General features: G+C 59.9%; 18 protein-coding genes. 9 read left to right on the top strand and 9 right to left on the bottom strand.

Annotated elements, in window-relative coordinates:
- Nucleotides 1–20 precede the first annotated feature (20 nt).
- The 5 genes from ACFKSJ_RS03620 to cysK form a co-directional block, all read right to left on the bottom strand.
- The gene (locus tag ACFKSJ_RS03620; protein WP_440950903.1) at nt 21–1,205 is read right to left on the bottom strand and encodes a M24 family metallopeptidase; all 1,185 of its coding nucleotides are present in this window, start codon (nt 1,203–1,205) and stop codon (nt 21–23) included.
- Nucleotides 1,206–1,307: 102 nt separating this feature from the next.
- Nucleotides 1,308–2,345 carry an AIR synthase family protein gene (locus ACFKSJ_RS03625; protein ID WP_440950904.1) on the bottom strand — a complete coding sequence of 346 codons (1,038 nt, stop codon included), beginning with the start codon at nt 2,343–2,345 and terminating at the stop codon, nt 1,308–1,310.
- Nucleotides 2,335–2,916 carry a thiamine-phosphate synthase family protein gene (locus ACFKSJ_RS03630; RefSeq protein ID WP_440950905.1) on the bottom strand — a complete coding sequence of 194 codons (582 nt, stop codon included), beginning with the start codon at nt 2,914–2,916 and terminating at the stop codon, nt 2,335–2,337. The genes ACFKSJ_RS03625 and ACFKSJ_RS03630 overlap by 11 nt, the downstream gene beginning before the upstream one ends.
- A 23-nt stretch (nt 2,917–2,939) precedes the next feature.
- Entirely contained in the window at nt 2,940–3,911 is a 972-nt protein-coding gene (gene cysE, locus ACFKSJ_RS03635) for a serine O-acetyltransferase (protein WP_440950906.1), read from the bottom strand.
- 11 nt (nt 3,912–3,922) lie between these two features.
- Entirely contained in the window at nt 3,923–4,852 is a 930-nt protein-coding gene (gene cysK / locus ACFKSJ_RS03640; RefSeq protein ID WP_440950907.1) for a cysteine synthase A, read from the bottom strand.
- 201 nt (nt 4,853–5,053) lie between these two features.
- On the opposite strand from cysK, the gene ACFKSJ_RS03645 reads away from it, so the two are divergent.
- Together ACFKSJ_RS03645 and ACFKSJ_RS03650 are read left to right on the top strand one after the other, a co-directional pair.
- Complete coding sequence (locus tag ACFKSJ_RS03645; RefSeq protein WP_440950908.1) at nt 5,054–5,251, top strand: MoaD/ThiS family protein; 198 nt, start codon at nt 5,054–5,056, stop codon at nt 5,249–5,251.
- Nucleotides 5,252–6,166: a TIGR00269 family protein gene (locus ACFKSJ_RS03650; RefSeq protein ID WP_440950909.1), complete on the top strand. Its 915-nt coding sequence runs from the start codon at nt 5,252–5,254 to the stop codon at nt 6,164–6,166.
- Here the strand turns inward: ACFKSJ_RS03650 and fdhD are convergent.
- The 4 genes from fdhD to ACFKSJ_RS03670 are packed head-to-tail and all read right to left on the bottom strand — an operon-like array spanning nt 6,137 to nt 9,261.
- Nucleotides 6,137–6,922, bottom strand: a complete 786-nt coding sequence (gene fdhD / locus ACFKSJ_RS03655) for a formate dehydrogenase accessory sulfurtransferase FdhD (RefSeq protein ID WP_440950910.1) — start codon at nt 6,920–6,922, stop codon at nt 6,137–6,139. The two genes, ACFKSJ_RS03650 and fdhD, sit on opposite strands and share 30 nt — an antisense overlap.
- Entirely contained in the window at nt 6,922–8,103 is a 1,182-nt protein-coding gene (locus ACFKSJ_RS03660; RefSeq protein ID WP_440950911.1) for an aminotransferase class V-fold PLP-dependent enzyme, read from the bottom strand. The genes fdhD and ACFKSJ_RS03660 overlap by 1 nt, the downstream gene beginning before the upstream one ends.
- Nucleotides 8,100–8,897 (bottom strand): ATP-dependent sacrificial sulfur transferase LarE, encoded by a 798-nt coding sequence (larE, locus tag ACFKSJ_RS03665; protein WP_440950912.1) that lies wholly within the window; start codon nt 8,895–8,897, stop codon nt 8,100–8,102. The genes ACFKSJ_RS03660 and larE overlap by 4 nt, the downstream gene beginning before the upstream one ends.
- Nucleotides 8,898–8,928: 31 nt before the next feature.
- Nucleotides 8,929–9,261 carry a transcriptional regulator gene (locus ACFKSJ_RS03670; RefSeq protein ID WP_440950913.1) on the bottom strand — a complete coding sequence of 111 codons (333 nt, stop codon included), beginning with the start codon at nt 9,259–9,261 and terminating at the stop codon, nt 8,929–8,931.
- A gap of 79 nt (nt 9,262–9,340) precedes the next feature.
- On the opposite strand from ACFKSJ_RS03670, the gene nadA reads away from it, so the two are divergent.
- The 7 genes from nadA (at nt 9,341) to thiI (ending at nt 17,539) form a co-directional block, all read left to right on the top strand.
- Nucleotides 9,341–10,210 (top strand): quinolinate synthase NadA, encoded by an 870-nt coding sequence (gene nadA, locus ACFKSJ_RS03675; RefSeq protein WP_440950914.1) that lies wholly within the window; start codon nt 9,341–9,343, stop codon nt 10,208–10,210.
- 13 nt (nt 10,211–10,223) lie between these two features.
- The gene (locus ACFKSJ_RS03680; RefSeq protein ID WP_440950915.1) at nt 10,224–11,435 is read left to right on the top strand and encodes a YcaO-related McrA-glycine thioamidation protein; all 1,212 of its coding nucleotides are present in this window, start codon (nt 10,224–10,226) and stop codon (nt 11,433–11,435) included.
- Entirely contained in the window at nt 11,398–12,024 is a 627-nt protein-coding gene (locus ACFKSJ_RS03685; RefSeq protein WP_440950916.1) for a TfuA-related McrA-glycine thioamidation protein, read from the top strand. Before ACFKSJ_RS03680 ends, ACFKSJ_RS03685 begins: the two co-directional genes overlap by 38 nt.
- A 256-nt stretch (nt 12,025–12,280) precedes the next feature.
- A complete protein-coding gene (gene pscS / locus ACFKSJ_RS03690) occupies nt 12,281–13,660 on the top strand; it encodes an O-phospho-L-seryl-tRNA:Cys-tRNA synthase (RefSeq protein ID WP_440950917.1) in 1,380 nt (459 codons plus the stop codon).
- On the top strand, nt 13,657–14,955 hold the full coding sequence (locus tag ACFKSJ_RS03695) for an O-acetylhomoserine aminocarboxypropyltransferase/cysteine synthase family protein (protein ID WP_440950918.1): 1,299 nt from the start codon (nt 13,657–13,659) through the stop codon (nt 14,953–14,955). The genes pscS and ACFKSJ_RS03695 overlap by 4 nt, the downstream gene beginning before the upstream one ends.
- Nucleotides 14,955–16,427, top strand: coding sequence for a homoserine O-acetyltransferase MetX (metX, locus tag ACFKSJ_RS03700; protein WP_440950919.1), 1,473 nt, complete (start codon nt 14,955–14,957; stop codon nt 16,425–16,427). The genes ACFKSJ_RS03695 and metX overlap by 1 nt, the downstream gene beginning before the upstream one ends.
- 26 nt (nt 16,428–16,453) lie before the next feature.
- Nucleotides 16,454–17,539, top strand: coding sequence for a tRNA uracil 4-sulfurtransferase ThiI (gene thiI / locus ACFKSJ_RS03705; protein WP_440950920.1), 1,086 nt, complete (start codon nt 16,454–16,456; stop codon nt 17,537–17,539).
- Nucleotides 17,540–17,548: the final 9 nt, after the last annotated feature.

The following is a 17,548-nucleotide window of genomic DNA, read 5'->3' on the forward strand; positions in this document are numbered from 1 at the left end:
GCCGATGATGAACCTCATCATCAGAATACCGGGATCAACCCGGGATTGTCTCCAGTGATGCAGCGACCCCCCTGAGGGGTCACGACGAAGGTATTTTCTATCCCGACCAGCCCCACATCCCTGATTCCCTTCTTGGGCTCGAGTGCAAAGACCATCCCTTCCTCCAGGGGTTCATCAAACCCTTTCGCGATCACGGGTTTCTCATCGATCCACAACCCGATGCCATGACCGAGGAACTTCACCTGATGCCGGCCGAACCCCATAAAATCTTTCAAAAATTCAGGACTCAGTCCATCGATAAGGCTCGTGTAGATCTCCGAGGGGATCGCTCCCGGTTTCAGGAGTGAGGCCAGTTCATTCTGTATCTCCACGCACTGCTCATGCACCTGGACCGCCCCATCCGGAATGGGTCTCCCGAACATGTAGGTCGTGGTCTTGTCAGTATGGTACCCCTTGTATCCACACCCGATATCAACGTAGACAAGGTCGCCGTCCCGAAGTCTTCTCTCCCGGCATCCCATCAGCGGTACAGCCGGATACATCCCGGAAATTCCCCCCGGGGTGTTGACACAGGTCGGGCAGATGGAACTGGTTCCAAAACCGATCTGTCCCAGTACCATCTCATTGAACATGCCGAACCGCATGATCCCCTGGTGACCCTCCTGCACCATGAGGGAGTAGATAGCACTGTTGAGTTCCACCTCGTCGATCCCCTCTGAGAGAAGGTCGGGCACACAATCCTCCAGCACATGCCGGTGGATCTTTCCGGCCTGCTCCATGAGAGAGAGTTCATACCCGCTCTTCACCGACCTGACAGCGGCCACCTCTGCATCGACCGCCTTCACCTCGGTGAAGTGAAGATATTTCTGCAGCCTCTGGAACTGTGCCATCGTCACCAGGTCCGTCTCCAGGTACATCGTTTTGGGAAGAGACTTCATGACCGCCGCGATGTCACGGTAACTGTGCATCTCCCTGATGCAGGGGAAGAATGATTCGTCAAGGGCCCGTTCATAACTCTGGCGTACCCAGAAGACGGCTTCGTCATTCCGGGGGATGAGCAGCACGCCGTCCTGCATGGTCCCGGTGAAGTAGTAGAGGTGGATCTTCTCGAGGATGGCCACGATCTCCCAATCAGGATTTTTTCTATCCATCAGATCTCTGAAACGACTCATACGGTTCGTAAGTTCACAGAAAGGGACGCGCATGCTGATTTTATAATATAGTTGATGATGATATTTATCGATAGTCGACAACGCCCCGGTGGAAACCGGCGGCTGGCAGCGATAGTAAAAAAGGGGATCCCTGCATCAACACGTACTCTCAAAGAAGACCGGCCAGAACGGGTCCTGTTCAGGGATGCGGAGCTGCTCGATGGTACCGTCGACCCGCCGGACCGTCCGCTCCTCTGGATTATCCGTGACCTTTCCGATCACCGACACCGGGATCCCGGACCGGGTCAGGTGGTCGACGATCGCATCGGAACTTGACGGATCGGCGGTCAGAAGGAGCGTTCCCTCGGCGATCGATGCCAGAGGATCCAGATCAAACTGCTCGCAGACCATTCTGACCTCTTTCGGATAGATGATCTGCGCCTCGTCGATCACCATCCCGGTGCCGCTCGCCTCTGCGATCTCATAGAGCCCGCCGAGCACTCCCCCCTCCGTCGCATCGTGCATCGCCGTCACCTCGCCGGCCTCGCGGGCGAGGGCCGCATCCGCCACCACCGACATCTGCCAGCAGAGGTCCTGCGCGGACTTCACGAGCCAGGCAGGGTGCTTCACCCTCAGTTCCTGCTCACGGAGCACCGAGAGGAGGGCCGCGGTCTCGATCGCCGGCCCCTTGGTCAGCAGCACGTCATCGCCGGGCCGGGCACCTGCAGAGGTGATGTACTCCCCCTTCTCAGCCACCGCAAAGACCGTGATCCCACCGATCGTCGGGGCGGCAAATCCCGGATAGTACCCGGTATGTCCGCCGACGATCGCGATCCCGAGATCCTTCGCCGCCTGGTCGATCGCGTCCACGATCGTCCGGAAGTCCTGGTCTGACGTGCCAGGGGGCATCAGCAGCGAGTAGGTCATGTACCGCGGCTTCACTCCCATCACCGCGACATCGCTGGCCCCGATATGGACCGTATGCCAGCCGAAGAGATCGTAGGGCTGGTTCGGGATGGCAAAGATCGGATCTTCGGCGACGATCAGTACCCTGCCGTCCCCGAGGTCGATCACCCCTGCATCGATCCCCGCGGTTGGAGGCACGATCACCGACTGATCGGCTGCACCGGTCCGACGGAGGAGAAATGAGGCGAAGGTCGCCGCATCGATCTTACCGATCTTCTCATCGCTCATGCGCATACCTCCGCGCGATCTCGCAGACCTGCTCGACGACCTCGATCGGGTCCCCGCCGACCAGCACGCTGACCGGCTCCTTACCGATGGCTCCGGTCTCATAGAAGATCTTCGGGGCCCGGTTGCCGGCGGCCCTGACCGCCTCGGCAACCTTCCAGGGCATCGAGGCGCATTCCTCCTCTTTGATCGAATCAGGTTCGTTCCTCCGGTCGATCACAGAAAAGACCCAGTGCTTCTCCCTGCAGTACTCCTCAAGCCATGCAGCAAGCGCGGGTGTATTCGCAAAGTCCACGCCGGCCCGGACACGGGGATCGACCTTTCGGAGTTCGATCATCAGTCTGGCCATATGGCTCGAAGCCCCAAAGACCGGTCTTCCGGACGCATGCGGCATCCCGCCGATCACCGTCACCCGCCCTTCCACGGCGAGCACGTCGTTCCTCTCCTTCGCATCCTCAGCAGCGTAGACCAGGTTGGTCCGCACCTCAGGGATCAGCGCCGCAAATTCCCTGCATGCCTCAAGCTTTGCAAGTGCAACCGAGAAGCGGCCGTACATCTCATCGCGACTGTCCATCAGAATAACTACGACGCCCCGTGCTATACCTTTTTCAGTTGCCCGTTCTGACGGACGAACCTGCTCCAGTCCCAGGGCTCGTCCAGCACCGTCACCTCGACCGCCGTGATCCCCGTGATCCCTTCGACCCTCCGCCGGACCTGCTGACTCAGATAATCGACCAGAGGGCAGCCCTTCGTCGTCAGCACCATATCGATCTCTGCACGCCCGTCTGCATTGACATGCACATCACGGATCAGCCCGAGGTCGACGATATCGATCCCGACCTCCGGGTCGATCACCTCGCGGAGCGCGTCTCTGATCTGCTCCTCCATCACCAGCTCGGCCTGCTTCTCCAGACCGAGCGGCCCGGGGATCACCTGCTCCATGATCCGGATGCGTTCCTCGAACTGGTTCTGTCGGTCGAGCAGCCTGGAGATCACCCGGAGCATCGGGTCAGGCATCACCCCCCGCTCCTCCCCCTCTCCACCCAGTTTACACTGTGGCCCGGCGATCCTGCCAGGAACTCCGACGACCGTAGCCCCGGGGGGAACCGACCGGACCACCACCGATCCGGCCCCGACCTTGGCCCCGCTTCCAATGGTGATCGGACCGAGAACCGATGCTCCTGATCCGATGACCACATGATCCTCAATGGTTGGGTGGCGTTTTTCGTTCACCAGCGCAGTCCCGCCGAGCACGACCCCCATGTAGATCAGGACGTCATTCCCGACCTCGGCCGTCTCCCCGATCACGACGCCCATGCCATGGTCGATGAAGACCCGCCGCCCGATCGTGGCCCCGGGATGGATCTCGACCCCGGTCAGAAGCCGGCCGATATGCGAAACGAACCGTCCTGCAAAGAAGAGATGGTGGACCCAGAGCCAGTGGGCCACCCGGTGACTCCAGAGTGCGTGCAGCCCGGGATAACAGAGGAGCACCTCCGGTATCGATCTGGCTGCCGGGTCCTTCTTAAAGATGGTCTGGATATCTTCCCTGAGGCGTTCGAGGATCATGATCAGATTACCTATGCTTCAAAGAGATCTGTGGAGAGGTATCGCTCACCAGTGTCCGGAAGGATCACGACGATCATCTTCCCACTGTTCTCCGGGCGTTTGGCGACCTGCAGGGCTGCATAGACGGCTGCACCGGATGAGATCCCTGCCAGGATACCCTCTTCCCTGGCGAGACGCCTGGCCGTCTCGAACGCGTCCTCGTTACTGACCTGTATGATCTCATCGAGCAGGTCCATCCTCAGCACATCCGGGACGAAACCAGCGCCGATCCCCTGGATCCGATGCGGCCCCGGGCTTCCACCTGAGAGGACAGGAGACCCCGCCGGCTCGACAGCAATAGCCTTGAATTCGGGTTTTTTCGCCTTGATAGCCTCTGCAATCCCGGTGATCGTCCCCCCGGTTCCGACGCCGGCCACAACGATATCCACCCGGCCGTCGGTGTCAGCCCAGATCTCCTCGGCAGTCGTCCTCTTGTGGATAGCCGGATTTGCAGGGTTTCTGAACTGTTGTGGAATATACAGCAGGTCAGGATTCTCTGCAACCATAGCCTCTGCAGCCTTGACCGCTCCATTCATCCCCGCAGGCCCGGGAGTCAGCACCAGTTCTGCTCCAAGTGCTTTGAGCAGTTTTCTCCGCTCGATGCTCATCGTCTCAGGCATTAAGAGCCTGAGTTTGTATCCCCGTGCTGCAGCGACGAATGCGAGCCCGACGCCGGTGTTTCCACTGGTCGGCTCGACGATCGTGGTCTCAGCCTTGATCAGGCCGTGCTGTTCGGCGGCCTCGATCATGGCGAGCCCGATCCGGTCCTTGACACTCGACATCGGGTTGAATGACTCCACCTTGACGACGACCTCCGCCGTCAGCCCTTCGGTCAGCCGGTTCAACCTGACCAGCGGGGTATGCCCGATGGTCTCTGTGATGTTGTTGTAAATCTTTCCCATTGGTCAGCCTCTCACTACTTGTTTCCGAAAATTTCTGCCACAAGCAGAAATCACAATTGTGATTATTCTGAAACGGGGATAAGGATTGCTATCGGCAGAGAATGTATCCGGTAGATAAGGTCTCTACAGTGAGGTAAATATCTACTGCCCACATCCCCATTCAGCACTGTTAAACCCGCAGTCCTCCCTATCGTACATCAGATGATAACCCTTGAACTCCCTGAACAGACCAGGGAACTCTGCTTCACTTCAGGCGACACCATCGAGGGGCTGCTCGTGGCCGCAGGGGTGAACCCGGCAGAGGTGATCGTGGTCAGGGACGGCGTGCTGATCCCGGAGGACACCCCTGCCTCCGACGGCGATCACCTTCGCGTGATCAGTATCGTCCATGGGGGATAGATGATCGTCTGCAACCGCTGCAGAGGACCCGCGGTCTACCTCTCCCGGGGAGACGGGGTGCACCTCTGTGGAGCACACCTGATGGAGCAGGTGGAGGCGAAGACTGCCGGCATGCTCGCCTCATATACCCTTGCCGGGGATGAACGGATCGCCGTCGCCCTCAGCGGCGGCAAGGACAGCACGGTGCTGCTCTGGCTGCTGAACCTGCTGCTCGGAGAGAGGGCAGCAGACCGCCTGGTCGCCATCACCGTCGACGAAGGGATCAGGGGCTATCGCGACGAGACACTGGCAGCGGCCCGGAACCTGACGGCGAGGCTCGGGATCAGGCATATCATCGTCTCGTTTCATGATCTCTTTGGAGCCGACCTCGACAGTCTCTTGAACGGAAACCAGGAACGGGCCTGTTCGGTCTGCGGGGTCTACCGGCGGCAGGCATTGCAGCAGGCCGCAGTGGAGGCAGGGGCGGGTGTGCTTGCGACCGGTCACTGCCTGGACGACGAGGCCCAGTCGGTGTTGATGAACTACCTGCGCGGGGACCTCACCCGGATCGCCGGCACCCTGCCGGAGGGAACCGGGTATATACCACGGATCAAGCCGCTCGGACGGGTCAGCGAGAGGGAGGTGGTCGTGTACGGAATGGTGGCCGGCCTCCTCTCCCCGCTTCCAGAGTGCCCGTATACCGCCCATGCTCTCCGGGCCGAGGTGCGGCGTGCGCTCGGAGTACTCGAGTACCGGTTCCCTGGCACCATGCTCAGGATCGTGGAAGGAGAGGCGGACCTGAAACGAATGGTCAGCGGGATGATCCCGCCGTCGACGCTGTCGAAGTGCAACCGCTGCGGGGCGACATGCTCAGGCACACTCTGTCAGCGCTGCAAAATAGAGGGCTTACTCGACCGGCGCGGGAATGTCCAGTGAGCCGGCCCCGCTCACCCGTTCCTCCCCGGAGTAGATGTTCATCTTATCGCTCCTGACAAAACCGATCACCGTCAAGCCGCCGGCCCGGGCGATCTCCACGGCCAGCGTCGTCGTCGCCCCCCGCGAGACGATCATCGGAATGTTCGCGATCAGGCATTTGCGTGCCATCTCGGATGAGATCCTGCCCGTGCAGACGACGAACGTCTGCGAGAGATCGATGCGGTTCAGCGCCGCGTACCCGATCACCCGGTCGAGCGCGTTGTGCCGTCCGATGTCCTCGACGATCGCGAGGTGCTGATCCCCCTGGATCAGACCGACCACATGCACCCCGCCGGTCAGCATATGCAGCGGCGAGTTCAGCACAGCCTTCAGCCCGGTTGAGATCTGTTCAGGGACCACGGTCAGATCCGAGTGGATCTTCGGGAGTTTCTTCATATCGAGGAACGAGGACGAACCGCCGCAGCCGCTCAGCACTGTCTTCTTGGAGAAGAGGATCTTGTACGGGTTCTTCGTCAGCACCTCGGCCCGGTCGTTGTCGACCGAGAGCGCCTCGATCTCGTCGAGCGACTTGATGACCCCTTCAGTCAGTAGAAACCCGACGATCAGTTCCTTCAGCATTGTCGGGCTGGTCATCACCGTCGCCGCATGCCTGCCGTTCACAAACAGGGCGACCGGCACCTCCTCGACGACCGGGTGCAGTGCAGCCGTAAACTCATCACCGCTCTTCTTGATACAGGGGATCTCCTTATACATCATCACAGTCTCCGCTCCAGTTCCTCGACGGTCGCCACCAGCAGGTCGACATCCTCATTGCGGTTGTACAGGTACAGGCTCGCCCGGACCGTCCCATCCGGGGTGCCGAGGGCCTGCATCAGGGGCATGCAGCAGTGGTGGCCCGACCGGACCAGCACACCCGAGGCCTCGTCGAGGATATGCGCCACATCGTGGGGGTGGACACCGTCAACCGTGAACGAGACCACACCGATCCGGTCCTCCGCCCGTTCCGGCCCAAAGACTGTCACCCCCCGGAGGCCCCGGAGGCCGTCGACCAGCCGCCGGGTCAGCGCCTGCTCATGGGTTCGAATCGCCGCCATCCCGATCTCTTCAAGGTAGCTGACCGCCCGGGAGAGACCGATCATCCCGGAGATGTTCGGGGTGCCCGCCTCATACTGCCGGTACCCCTGCACCGGGGTGAACCCGTCCGCTGTCGCTGTCTCGACCATCCCGCCGCCGAGCACCGACGGCCGGATGTAGGTCTCCCTCATCCAGAGCACCCCGGTCCCGGTCGGTCCGAGCATCTTATGGCCCGAGAAGCAGAGGATGTCACAGTCAAGTGCCCGTACACTGACCGGAAGATGGGGAACTGACTGGGCCCCGTCCACCAGCAGCAGTGCCCCGTGGGCATGGCAGATCGCTGCGATCTGCTCGACCGGCACGATCGTGCCCAGGGCGTTGGATGCATGGGTCACGGCGACCAGCCTGGTCGCAGGGGTCATCGCCGCCTCGATCGCGGCCGGGCTGATCGTCCCATCCGGACCCGGGGGAACCACCGTCACCAGGACCCCCTGTTCGCGGAGCCGGATCCAGGGGAGCAGGTTGGAATGGTGCTCGAGGAGGGTGGTGACCACATGGTCACCCCGCTTCCAGGGAAAGCCGGCAGCGACCATGTTCACCGCTGCCGTGGTATTCTGGACGAACGCGGTGGTCCCCTCTTCGCCATCGATGAACTTCGCGACCTTCCGGTGCCCTTCATCATATCGGAGAGAGGCTATCTGTGCAAGCCGATGGACACCCCGGCCGACATTGGCCCGGTAGTGAAGGTCGTAGTCACTGACAGACTCCACCACCTGGACCGGCGTCAGGCTGATCGAAGCGCTGTCCATGTACGTGACATCCGTAAAGAGCGGAAAGTCCTTCCTGACCAGTTCGATCTTCATAATACCTCATCCATCGAGCCGGTCCGGTACCCATCCAGGTCGAGTGTAGAATACCGGAAACCTGCTGATTTGAGGGCTGCCAGGATCGCCTCCCGGTCTTTAAAGGCCTGCTCCATCATATCCCGGCTCACCTCGACCCGGGCGAGGTCGCCATGCATGCGTACCCGGAATTCCCGGTAACCAAGATCATAGAGAGCGTCCTCGGCCACCTCGATCCTGTGCAGACGATCCGGTGTGATCTCGTCGCCATATGGCAGACGCGAAGCCAGGCATGCCGCCGAGGGCTTGTCCCAGAATGAGAGGCTCTTCGATCGTGCAATCGCGCGGATCATCGATTTGGTGATGCCGGCCTCCACGAATGGGTGGAGGATCCCCTCCTCTTCACAGGCGATCAGACCGGGTCGGTGCTCTCCATAATCCGATAAGTTCACACCATCTGCAACGCCCGAAAAACCGAGCCGCGCCAGTTCACGGTGAAAGAGTTCTGCCGTCCCTTTCTTGCAGAAGTAACAGCGATCCCGGGAATTCTTCAGAATATCTTCCTTCGAGAGCAGAGAGAAGGAGAGAACGTTCAGAGGGAGGTCGTACTCTCTGGCAATCGCGACCGCCTCCAAATAACTTCTCCGTGGAAGCAGGGGACTGTCGAGCAGGGCGCAGCTCATTCGGTCTCCGAGCACCTCGCGGGCGATCACTGCCAGCAGGCTGCTGTCCACCCCACCGGAGAACGCGATCAGCAACGATCCCTGTGCTCTGATCGCCTCTTCCAGTGCCGATACCTCCGCACTATACTCCATCTCTGCAGCAATGCCCCCTGGTGGTACTTAATTATTGGGTTTCAGTCATCGTTTTCTTCTGGCAGGGCCCCTCTCCCTGCCGGATCAATCTGCAGATATCACAGAAGACCGAAGAGACGTCCTCGATCTTACCCTGGACGATATCCTCGGCCAGTTGTTCGATCGTCTCCTTAACCTCTCCTTCGAATTCGATCCGGTATCCCCTCTTCTTTGAGAGGTACTGGGATACCGCCGACGGCGCCATGTCGAGAACCCTGGATGCAGCCAGCTGCGACATTCCCCGTTTCACCAGTTCTGCCGCAAGCGCAGCTCTGATCGCAGGGAGCAGTTCCCAGACAACCTCCTGACAGGGTGCTTTGACCATATTATGATAACTTTTAAATCGTCCCACTACATTAAACTAACTTCACGATTGTGATATTCCGGAGCAGTGTGAGAGAAATATGAAAGATTTCACTATCCTCGCCCACAACTACGTGCGGCCCGAGGTTCAGGCGATGGCTGACTTTGTCGGCGACAGTCTTGAACTGGCACAGAGAGCAAAATTGGTCACAACAGAGTACCTGGTCTTTGCAGGTGTCGATTTTATGGCAGAGATGGCCGCGATCGTCAATCCGTCCAAGAAGGTGATCCACCCGGAACCGTTCTCGATGTGCGCCATGGCAAGCAGGGTCACCCCCGAGATGATCCTGGCGGCACGCAGGCACTATCCTGACGCAGCGGTCGTCACCTATGTGAACAGTTCCGCAGCGGTCAAAGCGGTCTCCGATATCATCTGCACCTCTGCGAATGCGGTGAAGGTGGTGAACAGTCTGGATGAGAAGCAGATCATATTCACACCAGATCGGAACCTTGCCCTCTATGTCGCACGTAACACCGATAAACAGGTGATCCCGGTGCCGGCACTCGGTTGTTGCCCGGTCCACCACTCGCTGACCGTGCAGGACATCAGGGACCGGCTCGCCGAGTATCCGGGCGCAGAGGTGATCGTGCACCCGGAGACGATCCCGGAGGTGCAGGATGTCGCCGACTTCATCGGCTCGACCTCTGCAATGGCCAGGCATGCGAAGACAACCTCGGCGAAGGTGATCATTGTCGGCACTGAGGTGGGGATGCTGACCCGTTTGAGGAAGGAGTCTCCAGACAAGATTTTTGTGGCAGCTTCACCCTTACTCAGCTGTGCAGATATGAAGATGATCACCGTTGAGAAGATCGAAGCAGCGATCAGGACAAAGGCGCCGATCGTCCAGGTGGACCCGGCAGTCGCGGAAGGCGCACGCAGAGCACTTGAGCGGATGCTCGCAGTCTCGTAATGGTGAAGGGTGCATGGAACTCAGTTCGTGCAGGAAGATATACCGGAATGAGACGCAGCGAGCGGTCGACCCTGCAGTAACGCTCGAACGGATCGAGCGGCTGCTCCCAACGACCGGGATCACACGGGTCGCCGACATCACCGGTCTCGACCGGGTCGGGATCCCGGTCTTCTCGTGCATCCGTCCTGCAGCTGCAGACGGGGCGATTTCAGTCTACAACGGCAAAGGAGCGACCCCGATAGCGGCCAGGGTCTCTGCCATCATGGAAGGGATCGAGCGGTACTCCGCAGAGGTGCACGACCGGTCCCTGATCATGGGAACCCACCGATCCCTTGCAGAGCAGGGGAGCGTCGTCGACCCGCAGGACCTGATCCTCCCCAGAGATGCTGACCCGGACCAGGTGCTCCCGTGGGTGAAGGGGTATGATATCGTCCAGCATGAAGAGGTGCTCCTCCCTGCCCATGCGGTCTTTCACCCGCTGCCACAGGGGACGGCACGGCTCTTTCGGACCAGCACCAACGGCATCGCCTCAGGGAATACCCTCGAAGAGGCCACCTTCCATGCCCTTGCCGAGATCGTGGAGCGGGACGCCTGGTCGATTGCAGAGGTTCTGCATGACACCGGGCCGGTCATCACCGATGTGACCGACCCGACCGCCTACTCGCTGCTCGATGCCTTCTCAAAGGCAGGGGTCGACATCGTCCTCCACGACCTGACAAGCGACATCGGGATACCGACGATCGCAGCCGCATCCGACGACCCGGTGCTCAGGGACCCCGGCCTCCTGACCCTCGGGATGGGGACGCACACCTCGGCTGCTATCGCTACGCTCAGGGCCTTGACTGAAGTGGCGCAGAGCCGGGTCACCCAGATCCATGGCGCCCGCGAGGACACCACCGAAGCCGACGAACGCCGTTCGATCGGATACGACCGGGTCAAACGGCTGAACCGGTACTGGTACGAGGAGAAGAGCACGGTTCCCTACGCCGCGCTTGCGAGCTGCGATACCGAGGACTTCCTCGACGATATCTGGGTGGTGACTGACCGGCTCGCAGCGGTCGGGCTGGATCGGGTGATCGTCACCGACCTGACCCGGCCGGAGACCGGTGTGAACGTGGTCAGGGTCGTGGTGCCGGGGCTTGAGACCTATGCGATGGACAGCGAACGGCGGGGGGAACGGTGCCGGCATGCACGAAATCATCGTCTTTCTCGGACCAAGCCTTGATCTGACGGCAGCCCGTGCTCTCCTCGACGCCGAGTACCGACCGCCGGCCAGGCGCGGCGACCTGTTGAAGGCGGCTGAAGAGGGAGCCAGGACGATCGTGCTGATCGACGGGGTCTTCTTTCAGGACTGCTCGGTCGGCCACCGGGAGGTTCTCGCTGCGATCAAACAGGGGACGACGGTGATCGGGGCCTCGAGTATGGGCGCCCTCCGGGCTTCCGAACTCGACACCTTCGGGATGATCGGGATCGGCGAGGTCTACCGGCTCTACCGGGACGGGATCGTGGTCTCTGACGACGAGGTCGCGCTGATCTATGATCCCGAGACGTACCTCCATTTCTCAGAACCCCTCGTGAACATCAGGCACAACCTGGACCTGGCTGTAAACGCCGGGGTCCTTACCCAAGATGCAGCAACGGAGATACTCACCCGCGGACAGCGGATGTACTTCCCGGACAGGACCTATACATCGGTTACTGCAGGATCGGGAGAGGCAGGGGAAGCATTTCTTTCATTTGTCCGAACAAACGGCGAGGACCGGAAGAGGCTCGATGCCATCGAGGCTCTCCGCACCCTTACCATCCGGGGTTAAAGCCGGGGAAATGTTCATCTGATAATCCGGGCAAATACCAGTGGATTCCAAAGATCTGTCGGGGAAGCGCCTCACCGGGTACACAGGGCATAGTTCACCGCTTTCACAATGATTATATACAAATCAGGTGAACCTTAAAATCACAATTGTGAATAAACAATTGATTGAGTTGCCTGGATATCAGAGAGGCCGCGTCCCCGACCCCGTGTCAGATGATGAGTGCAAGCTCGTTTCTGGACTTCAGGAGAGATGAATTATGGATATTCGGGTACAGAAGATATTTGAAGGGCTGTTCGCCCTTGAGGACCTCCGGGAGATCTACCGTCAGGCCCTGCCGTCAGGGCTCGACGAGGAGGAAGAGACCCGGTTTGCAGAGAAGATCGCTTCAATCAGGGAGATACTCGGAGAGATCGAGGCGGGCACCGGCCATCCGAAGGTGACCAGGATCGCAGGAAACATCGAGATTCGGGCCCGAGAAGAGAATCTAATCAATATCCAGCCCATCCAGGCGGCAGGACGGTTGACCCCTGAAGCCAGGAAGGCGGTCATCTCATATGGCGATGGATACTCTGTCTGTGATGCCTGTAGAAAGCCGTTCCGGCTCGATAAGATCTGTAAGCCCCCGATCGCCACCTTCCACGAGGAACTCGCAGACTTCGTCGGGATGGACCAGGCCCGGGTCGTGCCGGGGGCACGCAGGGGCTTCCAGGCAGTCACCTCGACGATCGTGAACAAAGGGGACAGCGTGGTCGTCTCGGCCCTCGCCCACTACACCGAGTTCCTGGCAGTTGAAAACGCCGGCGGGATCGTCCGCGAGATCCCGGTGAATGAACAGAAGATCCTGACGGCCGATGCGGCAGCAGAGAAGATCGAACAGGTCAAACAGGAGACCGGGGCCTACCCGGTGCTGGCGATGGTCGATCACTATGACTATCAACTTGCAAACGAGCACGACTTCGCAGCGATCGCGAAGGTCGCCCACCAGTACGACATCCCAATCCTGTATAACGGGGCATACACCGTCGGCGTGATGCCGGTCGACGGCAGGAAGCTCGGTGCCGACTTCGTCGTCGGGTCAGGCCACAAGAGCATGGCGTCGCCCGCACCCTCGGGGGTGCTGGCCACATCCGACGAGTGGGCGGAGAAGGTCTTCCGGACCACCCAGATGGTCGGCGACCTGACCAAACGCAAGTTCGGGATCAAGGAGGTGGAGATGCTCGGATGCACCCTGATGGGCGTAACCCTGGTCGCGATGATGGCCTCGTTCCCCACGGTCAAAGAGCGGACCCTCCACTGGGACGAGGAACTGAAGAAGTCCAACTACTTCATCGGCCATCTCCTCCAGATCGAGGGAAGCGCGGTCGTGAGCGAGTACCCGCGCAAGCACTCGCTGACCAAGGTGGACACGACCGGTTCATTCGACAAGGTTGCGCAGACCCACAAGCGGCGGGGATTCTTCCTCAGCGATGAACTCTCAAAGAGGTCCATCGGCGGAGAGTTCGCAGGCGCGACCAAAACCTGGAAACTGAACACCTTCGGCCTGTCATGGAAGAAGATCCACTACCTGACCGATGCATTCACTGAAGTCGCAGAGAAGTACGGAATCAACATCCTCAATGGAGAGATACAGAAATGACCAGCACACACTATGGAAGAGAGACCCTGGCCGTCCACGGAGGCCAGGTCCCGGACCCGGCCACCGGGGCACGGGCCGTGCCGATCTATCAGACATCATCCTATGTCTTTAAAGACACCGAACAGGCTGCAAACCTCTTCGGACTCAAAGAACTGGGGAACATCTACACCCGTCTGATGAACCCGACCAATGACGTCTTTGAGAAGCGGATGGCACTCCTCGAAGGCGGTACCGGCGGTCTTGCGGTCGCCTCGGGGATGGCCGCGATCACGTCCACGCTGCTCGGCATCACCGAACTCGGCGACGAGATCGTCTCAGGCGACAACCTGTATGGCGGGACGTACGAGGCGTTCAACTACACCCTCCCACGACTCGGCAGAAAGGTAACGTTCGTTGATTCAACCAAACCCGAGGCATTCCGGGCCGCCATCACAGATAAAACCCGTGTGATCTATATTGAGGCGATCGGCAACCCGAAGCTGGACGTCCCGGACTTTGAAGCGATTGCACAGATTGCTCACGAGGCAGGCATCCCACTGGTCGTCGACAACACCACCGGCGTCGGCCTGGTCCATCCGATCGAGCACGGTGCAGACATTGTAGTCTTCTCGGCGACCAAGTACATCGGAGGTCACGGCACCTCGATCGGCGGGGTCATCGTCGACGCGGGAACCTTCAACTGGGGCAACGGCAAGTTCCCGGGTTTCACCGAACCTGACCCCGGCTACCACGGGCTGAAGTTCTGGGAGACCTTTGGGAACTTCCCGGGGTTGGGCAACGTAGCGGTGGTCTTCAAACTGCGTCTGCAGATCCTCAGGGATCTCGGGGCCTGTCTATCACCGTTCAATGCATTCCTCTTCCTGCAGGGACTCGAATCGCTCCCACTGCGGGTGAAGAGGCACTCTGAGAACGCCCTCACGGTTGCGACCTTCCTGAGCACACACCCGAAGGTTGCATGGGTGAACTATGCAGGTCTCCCCGATCATCAGAGCCACGAACTCGCCAAAAAGTACCTCGTCGGAGGCTTCGGACCCCTGGTCGGGTTCGGGGTGAAAGGCGGTGTCGAGGAGGGGAAGCGTGTGATCGAACGGCTTAAACTCTTCTCGCACCTTGCCAACATCGGGGATGCAAAGAGCCTGGTAATCCACCCGGCATCGACCACCCACCAGCAGTTGACCGAAGAGGAGCAGCGATCGACCGGGGTGACCGGGGACTTCATCAGGCTGGCCATCGGTCTCGAGGATGCAGACGACCTGATCCAGGACCTGGACCAGGCGCTCGCTGGTGACGAGTGATGCAGAGAGGCTCGGTAGGGATCGTTACCACCTCAACTTTTACGCTTGCAGCCCCCCTCCTACTGGAGAGTGGTGCTTCTCTTTTTCCGGTTCAGCTCGCGTACGAGACCTACGGGACGCTGAACTATGAAAGGAGCAACGCAATCCTCGTCTGTCATGCCCTGACCGGGGACGCCCATGCCGCCGGCCACCATGGGGACGAGTCGCGGCCGGGCTGGTGGGACGGGGTGATCGGCCCTGGAAAAGCCTTCGATACAGACCGGTACTTTGTGATCTGCTCGAATGTGCTCGGAGGCTGCAAAGGGACGACCGGGCCGGCTTCGATAGACCCGGAGACAGGAAAACCATACGGCACTTCGTTCCCGGTGGTGACGATCAGGGACATGGTGGACGCACAGAAGGCACTGATCGATCACCTGGGCATCAGCCAGCTCTTTGCGGTTGCAGGCGGCTCAATGGGCGGCATGCAGGTGCTTCAGTGGATGGTCGCATATCCGTCGATGGTCAGGAAGGCGATCGCGATCGCGGCCACAGGATCCTCGACTCCCCAGCAGATCGCGTTCAACGAAGTAGGGAGAAAGGCGATCACCGCTGACCCCGCATGGTGCGGTGGTGACTACTATGGAAAGGAGCGTCCGGTAAAGGGGCTCTCGCTCGCACGGATGGTCGCCCATATCACCTACCTGAGCGATGCCTCGATGCATACCAAGTTCGGACGGGCCCTGCAGGACCGGGAGTTCAGAGGATTTGACTTCGAAACCGAGTTCCAGGTCGAGAGTTATCTGCACCACCAGGGCGCGACCTTCACCAAACGGTTTGACGCGAACTCGTACCTGTACCTGACCAAGGCCGTCGATTATTTCGATCTCACCCTGGACGACTCACTGATCAGCGGGTTGGCTCCGACAACGGCGACGGTGCTGATCATCTCGGTCACCTCGGACTGGCTGTACCCCCCCTACCAGTCACAGGAGATCGTGTCGGCCCTCTCGGCCAACGAGTGCGAGGTCCATTACTGCGAACTCCGTTCCCAGTTTGGGCATGATGCGTTCCTGATCGAGACAGGACAGCTCAACTACAGCATCGGCAGGTTCCTGGACCACACGCTGGTCAGGGACGTAATGATCACGCAGGTGCCGGTGATCAGCGAGCAGTCGACGATCGCGGCCGCTGCCCGGATGATGATCACGCAGGGGGTGAACCATCTCCCGGTCCTCGCCCCGGACCAGAGCCTGGTCGGGATCGTAACCTCATGGGACATCGCAAACGCGGTGGCCTGCGGGTATACCGCCCTCGACCAGATCATGTCCTCGCAGGTGATCACGGCGACAGGGGACGAGACGATTGAAGCGGCTGCATCCCGTATGGAGCAGCACCGGATATCAGCCCTCCCGGTGATCGATCAGGCACAGCATGTGACCGGGCTGATCTCGAGCGACGGGCTCAGCAGGCTGGTCGGCCGGAGTCCATAACATACAAAAAAATTGTTGGTGAAATAATGACACTGTACCTTGTTCGTTACTCTGAAATCTTCTTAAAATCTGAACCGGTGAAACGGATCTGGCAGGGCGTGCTGGTGCATGATATCTACTCCAGGATGCCCGATGTCACCGTCAGCGTTGAGCGGGGCAGGGTCTGGGTTGAAGGTGATGTCAAACCCGAATGCCTGCGCAGGATATTCGGGATCGTCTCGTTCTCTGAGGTGACCGGGTGTACGCTCGAAACCCTTCCAGAGGTGCTCCCGGGCTACCTCGAAGAGCATGGGATAAAGGATGCAAAGTCCTTTGCATTCCGGGTCAAGCGCGTCGGCAACCATCCGTTCAACTCGCGTGAAAAGGAGATTGAACTCGCCAATCTGGTCCTGCAGCCGTACCCGAACCTCAAGATCGACCTTGAACATGCCGAACTGCAGGTCACCATCGAGATCAGGCAGGACCGGTGCTACCTCTTCACCTCTGTCGAGGAGGGTCCCGGGGGTCTGCCGGCAGGTGTCGAGGGAACACTGGTCGCGCTGGTCTCGGGCGGGATCGACTCGCCGGTCGCCTCGTACATGATGATGAAGCGCGGGTGCAGGATCATACCGATCTACGTCGCCCTCGACTCGTTCCTGAACGAGAAACATATAGCGAGGGCAGAGCAGGTGGTCGAATGCCTCCGTCAGTACCAGCCGGATATGGAACTGCATGTGATCTCCGATGACTACCTGGTCAAGGCCAAACGGGCACTCATCGCCAGAAGACTCGAGAAGTATACCTGTGTCTTCTGCAAGCGGAGGATGTATCGGCTGGCCACGAAGTTTGCAGAGGAGGTCGGAGCGCTCGGGATCGTGACCGGGGAGTCACTGGGGCAGGTGGCCTCGCAGACGCTCGATAACATGACCGTGCTGACCGAGGCTACACCGATGCCGATCTACCGGCCGCTGATCGGGCTGGACAAGACCGAGATCATCACCATCGCCCGAAAGATAGGGACATTTGAGGAGTCCATCGTGGACGCAGGCGGATGCAAGGCTGTTCCAAAGATGCCCTGCACCAAGGCCAAACTCGAACTTGTGCACGAGATCGAAGACGATATCGGGATCTGACCGGACCCC

The sequence above is a fragment of the Methanosphaerula subterraneus genome, assembly GCF_052055875.1.
Taxonomy (GTDB): domain Archaea; phylum Halobacteriota; class Methanomicrobia; order Methanomicrobiales; family Methanospirillaceae; genus Methanosphaerula; species Methanosphaerula subterraneus.